Below are 12,071 nucleotides of genomic sequence, written 5' to 3'. Positions count from 1 at the left end.
GTCTTCCCTTTTTTCAGCCATAACGATTATTCAAACCGCACAATTTCTTTTTTTAACCTCTTCATAATCTTCTTTTCCAGCCTGGATATATAGGACTGGGAGATCCCCAGTAAATCAGCAACTTCCTTCTGGGTCATTTCCTCTCCTTCCTCATCTGTGAGTCCAAACCGCAGTTCCACGATCTTTCTCTCCCTTGGGCTTAATCGGCTGATGGCAGTATTAAGAAGGTTCCGTTCCACCTCGGTTTCTAAATCCTTATAAATAACGTCCTCTTCGGTTCCGAGAATATCTGATAAAAGGAGCTCGTTCCCATCCCAATCCACGTTCAAGGGTTCATCAATGGAAACCTCCATCTTAGTCTTGTTATTCCGGCGCAGATACATGAGTATTTCATTTTCAATGCAGCGGGAGGCATAGGTGGCCAATTTAATGTTTTTATTTGGATTAAACGTATTGATGGCCTTAATGAGTCCAATGGTACCTATGGAAATTAAATCCTCCACCCCAACACTGGTATTATCAAACTTCTTCGCTATGTATACCACAAGACGGAGATTATGTTCAATTAACTCTGATTTTGCTCTTTGATCATCATCACTGCCAAGAAGCCCAATAATCTGTGCTTCTTTTTCATTGTCCAGAGGCGGAGGAAGAATATCAGCTCCTCCTATGTAATGAACCTCCCCCTGTGACGGCATCATCAATGTTTTAAATGTTGGAATTGCCTTAAACTGGAAACGGTTTGGTACGGATACTTTTATAATCATTGATACTCTCTCCTTTACTTCGTTCACTCACTCTTCATGCAGCAGCATCTGATATTCTCCATTTACGGATAATGTCTTTTTGCATACGGCCACCAGAGGCCTTTCAATCACCTTCACTTCATCCCCTTGACGTACCTCCATCTCATCCAAAAATATTCCGGGCAGCACGCCGTCACTTTTCCCAACACTTCCGTAGGGAATGTAGACGACCTCCGAAACACTTTCGCAAAGCTCCCGGACAGCTTCATAGGTCACAACGTGGACAGCCCGGCGGCTCACTGGTTCATACAGCCTGTTTCCTGTATCAAGCAGAGCCGTTACTACCTTTTTCTTTCCTCTGTAATGCATGGTAACTTCATAAAAATTGTTCTTTCCCTTTAGCATGGCGGAAATCTGCCGCAGAAAGCAGCGGATTCCAAAGTAAGTACCCGCTGCTATAAAAATCAACCGGTAAAAAGGTATGGCTTCCTGACCATTTCCTCTAAGAATCTGTTCTATATAATAGCCGGCCTTCGTATGCTGATATAGGGCATCCATTATGCCTGCTGTTGTAACTGCAGCCAGATAAAGAGCACTTACTGCTTTCCCTATTTCCTTTGGTCTTTTTACGTCGAAAGCCGTCATCACCATCAGGGTGCTCACCGCCAGATAGGTTATTACCATCTCAAGCCACAGGGGTAAAAATGGAAAAGCGGCAGCAAACACGGCCCAGGCTGCCCCCAAAATAGCCCCAAGAATCATTCTCCACCATATGAGACGATACTTCATCCCCCGTCTTACAATGGATAATACCAGGAAATCCATGGCAAAATTAGTTAAGAACAACACATCAATATACAGGTTTATTTCCGTCGCCGCTTTCACCTCCCGCCCTGTACGAACATTATAGCCAGTAAGCCATTCAGAATTTGTCAAAACCATGGGGATGATTCCATTTTTTTATCGCCTTTTTCCATCCTGCCACGGCATATGCCGACAGTTTCTTACAGACCACACGTTCCCCTTTTGTCCATTCCTTCTCTCTTCCTGACAAATGGACAAAAATCAAAAAGGACGCTTTCTCCCATACTGCGCAACAAAAAACAGCCGGACACAGCATTTTCTGCCATGTTCGACTGTTTTTCACATTCTATTTCATATTGTCGATTTTCCAAGATGGGGATTTAAGAGAGCTGAGAAAGTCTCTCCTTTACCTGATCCATCATCTGAGCATATTTCTCAAGCTTAGCCTTTTCCTCATCAATCTTGGCTGCCGGAGCCTTGCTTACGAACTTTTCGTTGTTAAGCATGCCCTCAACACGAGCCAGTTCCTTGCCTAAGCGCTCTTCTTCCTTCTTTAAACGCTCTACTTCTTTTTCAATATCCACCAGTTCTGCAAACGGCATATAGATAACTGCCTGATGAATAACCGCAGATACGGCATCGTCTGCTATGCCATTCTTATCCTTCTGTAAATACACTTCACCAGCATATCCCAGCGTAGCGAAGAAAACCTTGCTGTGTTCAAAGATATCAAGAATCTCCTGATTCTCAGAAACAACATAAACCTTCGCTTTCTTACTTGGCGGAACGTTCATGGAGGTGCGTACATTCCGGATTCCTCTTACAGCTTCCTTAATGGTTTCAACCGCATGCTCTTCTGTCTCAAAGTTCCACTCTTCCTTATACTCCGGCCAGCTGGAAATCATAATGGACTCCTCTTCGTCCTGAAGATTGCAGAAGATTTCCTCGGTGAGGAACGGCATATAAGGATGAAGAAGCTTTAAGGAGTTAATAAGCACGGTTTTCAGCGTCCAGATGGCAGCCGCTTTCGTCTGATCCTTATCATCCCATAACCTTGGTTTCACCATCTCGATATACCAGTCGCAGAACTCCTCCCAGATAAAATCATAAACCTTTTGAAGAGCAATTCCAAGCTCATACTTATCCAGGTTTTCTGTTACATCCTTTGCAAGGGTGTTCGCCTTGGACAGGATCCATTTGTCCGCAATGGTAAGTTCTGAAAGTTCTGCCTTTGCATCCGGTGCTTTTTCAATATTCATCATAATGAAGCGGGAAGCATTCCAAACCTTATTGGCAAAGTTTCTGCTGGCCTCCACCCGCTCCCAATAGAAACGCATGTCATTGCCGGGCGCATTTCCTGTGATCAGGGTCATTCGCAGGGCATCGGCTCCGTACTTTTCGATAACCTCCAGAGGATCGATTCCGTTTCCTAGGGATTTACTCATCTTGCGGCCTTCCGAATCTCTTACCAGACCGTGCATCAGCACTGTATGGAAAGGAAGCTTACCGGTCTGCTCGATTCCGGAAAATACCATTCGGATTACCCAGAAGAAGATAATGTCGTAGCCAGTAACCAACACATCGGTTGGGTAGAAGTATTCTAAGTCCTCTGTTTTTTCCGGCCAGCCTAAAGTGGAGAATGGCCAGAGAGCAGAAGAAAACCAGGTATCAAGGGTATCCTCATCCCGAGTCAAATGGGTTCCCCCGCATTTCGGGCATACTGTGGGAACTTCTTTTGACACGATAATCTCTCCGCACTGGTCACAATAATATGCCGGAATGCGATGTCCCCACCAAAGCTGTCTGGAAATACACCAGTCACGGATATTGTCAAGCCAGTGAAGATAGGTCTTATCAAATCTCTCCGGAACGAATTTCAGTTCTCCTGATTTTAAAGCCTCAATTGCCGGCTTTGCCATCTCTTCCATCTTGACAAACCACTGCTGCTTAACCAAAGGCTCTACAGTGGTCTTACAGCGGTCATGGATTCCTACCGCATGGGCATGGGGAGCAACCTTTACCAAAAGCCCCAGTTCTTCAAGGTCCTTTACAATGGTTTTTCTGGCTTCATAGCGTTCCATACCATGATATTTGCTGCCAGGAAGGTTGATGGTGGCATCGTCATTCATAACATTGATTTCAGGAAGATCATGTCTCTTTCCAACCTCAAAGTCATTGGGGTCGTGGGCCGGGGTAATCTTCACACAGCCGGTACCGAATTCTTTATCTACATAAGAATCTGCTACCACCGGTATCTGGCGGCCGGTAAGGGGAAGCTCTAACATCTTGCCGATAAGGTCCTGATAGCGCTCATCTTCCGGGTTCACTGCTACAGCGCTATCTCCTAGAAGGGTTTCCGGTCTGGTAGTTGCGATCTCTACAAATCTTCCCTCTTCTCCTACGATGGGGTAATTAATATGCCAGAAGAAGCCGTTCTGGTCCTCATGCAGCACTTCCGCATCAGAAATGGAAGTCTGGCAAACCGGACACCAGTTTACAATACGGGAACCTTTATAAATATAACCTTTTTCATAGAGCCGGATAAAAACTTCCTGAACGGCTGCGGAACAGCCTTCATCCATGGTAAAACGCTCTCTGTCCCAGTCGGCAGAAGATCCCAGTTTATGAAGCTGGTTGATGATCCGTCCGCCATAATCTTTTCTCCAGTCCCAGCATTTTTCCAGGAAGCCTTCCCTGCCCAGTTCTTCTTTTTCAATTCCCTGCTTCTTTAAGCTCTCGATAACCTTAACTTCTGTTGCAATAGCCGCATGGTCTGTGCCTGGCTGCCACAGGGCTTCGAATCCCTGCATCCGCTTATAGCGGATCAAAATATCCTGCATGGCATTGTCTAAGGCATGGCCCATATGAAGCTGCCCCGTGATATTGGGCGGCGGCATTATGACGGTAAAGGGCTTTTTATCCTTATTTGGTTCTGCATGAAAATACTTCTTATCCAGCCATTTCTCATAAAGTTTGCCTTCAATCCCTGCCGGATTATAGGTCTTCTCCAATTCTTTCATCATTATCTCCTTCCTGCTGACCGCCTTATATTCAGGGCTTTAATGTATGCCCATGGGCGGCCGATCGATCCTTGCTTCCATGTAATTGCCGTAAAACAAATAGTTTTAAATCCATAGGACGTAGCTTCCTACAAATAAAAAAAGCCCTCTGCATCGTCAGGATGCAAAGGGCGTATTAACGCGGTACCACCTTTATTCATATGACAGAGCCTGTCATATCTCACATAGCCTCTAACGCAGCCACGCGTGAAAGCTTACTGAAACATAAATTTCAGCCTTCCGGTTCTGAAGCTACCTTCCGCATACACTTCCTTAACCGTCTTTCAGCCGATGAACGGTTTTCTCTTTCAGGGTTATAAGCGTACTCCTCTTCGTCTCTACCTTTTTCTTATTCCTGCCCATGCTTTTTGGGCATATAGGTATACCCACTGGGTGTTTTCTTATACCTTGTAATGATAGTGTCTTTTTAAGGATTTGTCAAGACATAATATTCCGGTATTCCTGTTTCCACTTCTGGATAAGCTCTCCTGCCCCTTGAAGACGTTTGATTGGGTCCTTTTGAAACAGCCGTTCAAGTTCTTTTAGGCTGTCCGCCTGAGCCGCCAGCGCTTCCGCCTTCTCTTTTTCTATTTCGCATTCCTGCCTCATTTCATCTGTAATGAGAGCCTGAAAACGCTCATTTAACACCAGACCCGGATTCCACTGGGCCAGATGGCATATTCTTTTTAAAATCTCGGCATTTTTCACCAGATCAAATGATTTCTGGTACGCTTGGCAGGCTTTGTCCGTCATAAACAGCCTGGCATAAGCTGCTCCCAGATTATTAAATATTTTAGCCCGGAAGGTGTCATCCCCCCGGTCACCCTTTGGAAGATCCAAGATCTTTCCGTATTCTGTGATGGCCTTTCCATATTGTTTTCTGGAAAACAGGTAATCCGCCTTTACCTTTAAAAACTCCTGGACAGGCATCCGGCGGTAAGTAGCCAGATTCTGCCGGAACCGTCCGACCTCAGAAGCAGTATAGTAATCGCATTCGTGAAGAATCATAGCAAGAAGCTCATCCGTTTCCTCACCGCTTTGCTGCCATTTTTCCAGCTTTGCAGCCAGAAAAGCCATATCCAGATCCTCTCTGATAAACTGAATCAGGTTATTATCCACAAATTGATCCATAACCAAAAGAGGATTATTATAAATCACATAGCAAAGCTCCTGGGAAGAAAACAGGCGGATTCCCAGGCCTTCAAAATAAAAAGGATGTTTAACCGGCTCCTGCCGGCAAAGAATCATACTCATAGCATAACCTCTTGCCTTATCACGGCCTCCGTGGCCGGGAATATTTCACCAAACCCCTTGTCTTTCAGTACCACTGCCATGGTTTTTTCATCCAAAAACCCAAAGCTGATCCCTATCCGGATCGTTCTGTCCATCCGGTCTGGAAATCCTTCAAGCGGGATCTTCACCAGCCGTTTCTGCTTTGGATCCATAGGCGTTACCATAAATTCCACATAATCCTGATGATCCAGGATCAAATCCACGCTGCTCTTTGCTTCATACCAGTTATCCCCGGCTGCAGCCACAACCAGCTGGCTTTCCCGTTCCTTATGAAGCACCTTCATGGAAATGGTGGAATGAAGCCGCCCTTCACAGATGCAGGTAAAGGGATAAGAGGTCTTATCCTGAAGATAATCCATTCCCTTAAAAGCCGCACCTCTGGCAAACAGTTCCGGCTCCATATAGACCTTCCGTCGGGAACAGAGTATCTTCATGGAATCTCCCGCCCAGTCATGGCGCTCAAAGCCCTTTCCCGTCAGAAATACAGTTGAAAATAACTTCTTCTGCAGAAGCCTGTCCGCGCAGGAGCTTAAGATTTTATCCGCCAGCTTTCCTCCGGAAGGCGTGTCTAAAATATCCAGATTAAAGCTTTCCTCCAAAGCTTCATCCTCTGCAATCACCACCATCTTCCGAAGGCCTCTCTGTACCTTAAGCTCATGATAGTGAAAAGAATCTTCCGATAAGTCAAACACACCTACCTGATTGCTCCAAACCTCTTTTTTCTGGCTGAGGGTATAGTATACAAAGCTTTCCGTATGACTGATAATGTGCACACGCTCTCTTGGAATCTCCAAGTAGTCCGCACAATACATAAGGGCATCCATCAGCTTTACATCCACCTTCTGCATGGTGATCACCAGCTGTTTCACCTCATCGCAGAAAAACTCTTCCATGGGAAGCTTTAATATCTTTTTTAAAAACATCTTTAAAAGGTCAAGACCTTCGTATTTGGTTCCGCCCAAAGTCGCGGTTCCCTCTTTCCTAACCATTTTTATCAGCTTGTCTATTATAATGCCCTCGCCTACAAGAGTATAGGCATAAGCCTCTTCTCCTACAAACCAGGCATCTTCATCCTTTTTCCTGCAGATCACTGTAGGAAAGCACCATGATTTTTCTCTGTCATGGCAGCATATGCGGGTATAGGCATCACAAAGGTCAAGCCCTATTATCAGTCCGTCCATTGACAGCCCCCTTATCTTACATCAGTGGAAATAATTCTTCTGCAGCAGCATTCTTTTTTAAATACTCCTGCATCCGATTTTTAAGCCCGTTTTCATCCTTTAAGCTTAAGGACAGACTCATTTCATTTAAACAGGCAAACTTGCTGTCCGAAGCCTTCCGGGATACTCCGGTATCGCAGCTTATACTGCCTTCTTTTTTTAGAACCCACGCTTCCTCGATCAGCTCTCTCACCTGGTATTCCATGATCTCGCCTTCAAACAATATCTTCTGCTTGACGAAAACTCCCTGGTACATCCGGGAAATATCCTCACTGTGAAACTCTTCTTCATCCGGAAGAATCCTGACCTGCAACTCCACCTTGGAATCCCGGTCCCCACAGTACTGGACCATGGCTTTATCCATAATATCTTCCGGCATGGGAATATATTTTGACAGATCCTTATAATACGGAAACACAAGACCTTCTTCTAACAGGAAGGATACTGTATTCCGGCACAGCTTCTGCTGCTCTTCATCTAGTGCAGAACGTTTAGAATAATACTTCGTTATGGCCAGCAGATAAATGGTGGGGAGACGGCCTTTTACAGAAGCCGCCCGGACCGTTCCTTCCAGATAAGCGAAAACCTTTTCCTCCGGCTCCTTATCCTCCATAAAGTATTCTGTGCATTTTATGGTAAAATAAGCTTTCACGATCATTTCACCAGTTTCTTTGCGGCTCCGGTAAAGACCAAACACCTTGTCAAGTTTTGAGCTGCAGCCGGAAAACATCATCTGAGCCGTCAGGCGTTCTTCCAGATCATATGTTTCCACATGCTCAGAAACGCCTTTCATAAGCACCTGATACATCTGGCTCGTTAACCCGTTAAAATGCTCACACAAGTAGTCAAGGATCACGCCGTCACTTTTTCCTTCTCTAAAAACATCGTAAGCCAGATGTAAAAGCAAAGGATCCTCGTCAAATAAGTTCTTTAGTATCATTTTCGTACACAGTTCATAAAGCCGCTCCGTCCGGGTTCCTTCGCTTCCGAATTCCCGGATCATTAAGAACGCCTCTTCCATGTGGTTGTTATGGATGAGCGTATCACAGACGTTTATCCGCTCTTCCCTGGAAAGGACCTTTTTATCCAGCTTAACCAAATACCCGGCTCCTTCTTCTCCTTCCAGACCGTCAGAGGCCTGCATGCTGTAAAACTCGATGACTTTGGAAAGAAGAAGCTTCTGATAAAGAGGCCGCAGATTTTTATCCTCCAGCGTGCCTTCTAAAATCTTCACCTCTTCTATATTTGATGCCCCGTCCGCCAGAATCCGTTCACATGCCCGAAGCCGGAGCATGGAATGCTCCGGATATAATTCAAAGCAGCGCTCTTCCAGTTCCGGACGGTCCATAACAGGTTCTTTCTCATAGGGAATGTTGGCATACCGGTTGCCAAAGGCATCCTGGAAAAGCAATATGCTGTGCTCCGAAAATAAAGGCACATAGGAAACACCATCATCGAGAAGGAACGCATCTTCCTCTGCCATTTCCTCATAGCACACAATGACATACTTCATATTTTTATTGCTGCATTCCACCCGGTAGGACCGTAGTATGGAGGGCAGCACCTTTGCCATAGGAAGATCGATCACATCCTTTAGTATCATCCGCTCATAAATCCCGGCCAGCTGTTTGTCAATCCGTGATTCAAACAGCTGCTCTGTAGCAAATTTCTCGATCGTCCGCTCATAGGCCTGATACAGAGGGTCGGTCGGTTCCAGATAAACCAGAACATTCTTATAAAGGACCGCCCGGCTGTGGAGATCCAGCTCATTTCCTCCATAAGAAAAATATAAAAGCACTTCCTTTGGGAGGAGATAGCAGTAATTTCCCGGCAGAGCATACAAATAATATTCATACAGCCGCGTCAGGCTGATCCCTGACTTTATCCCTTTTTCGTACCAGGAAAAGGCTTCCGCCATGCGGCATTCCCCTTTGATTAACAAGGCACAGATTGCCTCAAGTACCTCTTTTATTGGGTGCTCCTCATAAAGCTTAACTAACATCCGGTATTGCAGCCGGTTAAAATGCTTTGCCGTCAGGGTAAGCCTGGATACGGCCACCGCCAGCTTTTGATCTATAATCCCTTTACCGGCGCAATGATATAGGATCTGGAGTTCCATGGAACCCATGGCCCTTATGATCTCCGGTGAACAGTTCAGTACCCTGCAGCCCCATACATAGAAAAACGGGCTTCTGACTCCCATATGAAACTGCTTTTTCATCATGGCTAACAATGAAGGCAGATTCTCAAGCAGCTTGTCATCCAGCTTCATAAGCAGCAAAAAAAGCCAGAAGAGCCTTCTGTCTTCTTCCAGATATTTTTTCATGAGACGGATCAGGGATTCCTTCTGGTATTCGTCCGGCTGCACCTTTAAACGCAGGTACTGGTAATAGCAGTAAAGCTCCCTTTTTTCCTGGCGCTCCTTAAGGATATCATCTCTGCACTCGTCAAGGAGCAATGCAGCTTTGGAAGGATTTTCCTGGCCAAGGAATATCTCAGCCCGAAGCAGCTTTAGGAGGCTATTTTCACCCTTCATCAGTTCAATCTCATCAAGGGCCTTTTCCATCTCATCATATAGAATATTTATATCCCTCTGCCCGTACTCTTCTTCCAGGCGGAGCCGTAAAAAACGGCTCAAGGCTTCTTTTGCAAACGCGTCTTCTGCGGATACCCCTCCTCCGGGATTATTGACCGCAGTAACGGAGATGACAAATCGGTCTTCCATTCCAGTTATGAGAATTCTTCCGGAATTCTCTCCCTGGTGCATACGCTCCGGATGAACCAAAAAGGGTACCCTGCATTCCTCTTCTTCAAAGTCCTGCTCTCCGATGCTTTTCCTTGGCAGTTCTATAAAATCACAGTCCGTTGTAACTTCCAGGTTCACATAGCCCCAGTCGCTGCGCTTTATGATCACCCAATCCATTACAACTTCCTCAAGTTCCCCAAATCTCCGCTCCTCGGTTTCCGTCCATAACTGGACCGGCTTTTTCACCTTTAACGCGGTCAGAAACTCTTCCAGTTCCTTCCTTCTGTCAGGCCTTCCCTTTAATCCGTCGTAGATTGCCCTTACATGTAGTTCCTGCATAAAGGGAGCCGTGGCAAAATCCCGATACTCAAACAAACGAAGAGCCGTATCCATATCTTTTTTTGCCGTATCTGCAAAATCCTCTGCTGTCTTTAAATCACTCAGTGCTTTTCCTGATGTGCTTAATTCCACACAAAAAGAATAAGGGACTTCTCTCTCGCCGCCATTGGTAACCAGATAAAAAGAGCCCTTAATCACATCTCCATCTTCCAGGTAACTACTGTTTATCTCATAGACCAGATGGTTATATGTTCCGCCAAATGCTCCGCTTATGAGCCTGACACGGAAATTCGACGAATATGCAAGTCCTTTTATATGTAAATTATTCTCACTGGTAACGACAAGTTCCCGCCTGGTAGCTCCGCCGGAACGAACCACATCATCAATTTCCCACGGTGTCACCTTAATCTTTGGAATCTCTGAATCAATGATGCCCTTTGCCAGCCTGTTGATCCGTTCTCTCATAGTACCACCTGTATCTTTAATTTCCTTATCTTATTTAGCTATTTGATTTCAATTACTCTATATTCTAACATATTTTCTATTGATTTAAAACCCTAAAATTGGTATGATAAAATAAAACTGTGAAAAAAAGGACGAACGATCATGACAACCAACGAAAAAGCTTTATTGCTTCATGAAGAATGGAAAGGAAAACTGGAAATCACTTCCAAAGCAAAGGTAAAAAGCCGGGAGGATCTGGCCCTTGCCTACACCCCAGGCGTAGCGGAACCCTGCAAAGTCATTGCAGGGGATCCTGAGGCTGCCTACCTATACACAATCAAATCAAACACCATTGCAGTCGTTTCAGATGGAAGTGCTGTTCTTGGACTTGGCAACATCGGACCTCTGGCCGCCATGCCTGTTATGGAAGGAAAAGCGGTGCTTTTTAAGGAGTTTGGAGGAATTAATGCCATCCCGATCTGTCTGGATACCCAGGACACCGAAGAGATCATTAAGACCGTAGTGAATATTGCGCCTGCTTTTGGCGGAATCAATCTGGAGGATATCTCCGCTCCCCGCTGTTTTGAAATCGAAGAACGGCTAAAAGAGCTTCTTGACATCCCCGTATTCCATGATGACCAGCACGGAACGGCGATCGTCGTTCTTGCCGGCATTATAAACGCCTTAAAAGTGACAGGGAAGAAAAAAGAGGAATGCAAAATAGTTGTAAACGGTGCAGGCTCCGCCGGAATTGCCATTACAAAACTTCTTCTCTCCTATGGCTTTCTTCATATCACCATGTGTGACCGTGCGGGAATCCTGGTAAAGGGCATGGAGGGCTTGAACTGGATGCAGGAAAAGATGATGGATGTGACGAATCTGGAAGGAACCCATGGTTCCTTGGCAGATGCCATGAAAGGCAGTGATATTTTCGTAGGAGTATCCGCCCCTGGAATCGTTACGGAAGAAATGGTCGCTTCCATGAATCCGGACGCCATTCTGTTTGCCATGGCAAACCCGGTTCCTGAGATCATGCCTGACCTCGCCAAAGCAGCCGGCGCAAAAGTAGTTGGAACCGGAAGGTCTGACTTCCCCAACCAGGTCAATAATGTAGTTGTGTTCCCCGGTATCTTTAAAGGTGCATTGGAGGGAAGGGCAACCGCTATTACGGAAGATATGAAGCTTGCAGCCGCAACTGCTATCGCCGGTCTTGTAGCGCCTTCAGAACTGAACGAAAATAATATCCTGCCTGAGGCCTTTGACCCCCGTGTTGCATCTGTGGTAAGCCAGGCGGTCAAAGAGTATATCCGGCAGTAAAAAATATGAAGGATCTGGTTGAAAGCGGCTTTCACAATCCTAGAATTTACGGCGCAGCAAGCGCGACAAAGGAGGTATCCCCTTACAGGGATACCAAAATGCC

At 45.7% G+C, this 12,071-nt stretch carries 7 protein-coding genes and 1 other annotated feature; of the genes, 1 reads left to right on the top strand and 6 read right to left on the bottom strand.

What is annotated here, in order from left to right:
* Positions 1-26 precede the first annotated feature (26 nt).
* The 6 genes from sigE to H171_RS05490 form a co-directional block, all read right to left on the bottom strand.
* On the bottom strand, positions 27-767 hold the full coding sequence (gene sigE, locus H171_RS05515) for an RNA polymerase sporulation sigma factor SigE (protein ID WP_038280784.1): 741 nt from the start codon (positions 765-767) through the stop codon (positions 27-29).
* A 27-nt stretch (positions 768-794) separates the two neighbouring features.
* A complete protein-coding gene (locus H171_RS05510; RefSeq protein ID WP_100304249.1) occupies positions 795-1,688 on the bottom strand; it encodes a sigma-E processing peptidase SpoIIGA in 894 nt (297 codons plus the stop codon).
* A 242-nt stretch (positions 1,689-1,930) separates the two neighbouring features.
* Entirely contained in the window at positions 1,931-4,570 is a 2,640-nt protein-coding gene (locus tag H171_RS05505; protein ID WP_100304248.1) for a valine--tRNA ligase, read from the bottom strand.
* Between the two features lie 163 nt (positions 4,571-4,733).
* Positions 4,734-4,957: a binding site (T-box leader), on the bottom strand.
* Between the two features lie 90 nt (positions 4,958-5,047).
* A complete protein-coding gene (locus tag H171_RS05500; protein ID WP_100304247.1) occupies positions 5,048-5,863 on the bottom strand; it encodes a hypothetical protein in 816 nt (271 codons plus the stop codon).
* Positions 5,860-7,083: a DUF5716 family protein gene (locus H171_RS05495; RefSeq protein WP_100304246.1), complete on the bottom strand. Its 1,224-nt coding sequence runs from the start codon at positions 7,081-7,083 to the stop codon at positions 5,860-5,862. Before H171_RS05495 ends, H171_RS05500 begins: the two co-directional genes overlap by 4 nt.
* Positions 7,084-7,099: 16 nt before the next feature.
* Positions 7,100-10,672 carry a DUF5717 family protein gene (locus H171_RS05490; protein ID WP_100304245.1) on the bottom strand — a complete coding sequence of 1,191 codons (3,573 nt, stop codon included), beginning with the start codon at positions 10,670-10,672 and terminating at the stop codon, positions 7,100-7,102.
* A 141-nt stretch (positions 10,673-10,813) separates the two neighbouring features.
* Between H171_RS05490 and H171_RS05485 the strand changes: the two genes are divergently transcribed.
* Positions 10,814-11,968, top strand: a complete 1,155-nt coding sequence (locus tag H171_RS05485; protein ID WP_100304244.1) for an NAD(P)-dependent malic enzyme — start codon at positions 10,814-10,816, stop codon at positions 11,966-11,968.
* The last annotated feature ends 103 nt before the right edge of the window (positions 11,969-12,071 follow it).

Origin of the sequence: [Clostridium] celerecrescens 18A (assembly GCF_002797975.1) — a bacterium.
Lineage (GTDB): Bacteria > Bacillota > Clostridia > Lachnospirales > Lachnospiraceae > Lacrimispora > Lacrimispora celerecrescens.
Note: the sequence above shows the minus strand (reverse complement) of the source record. Positions and strands in the feature narration are given on the sequence as shown.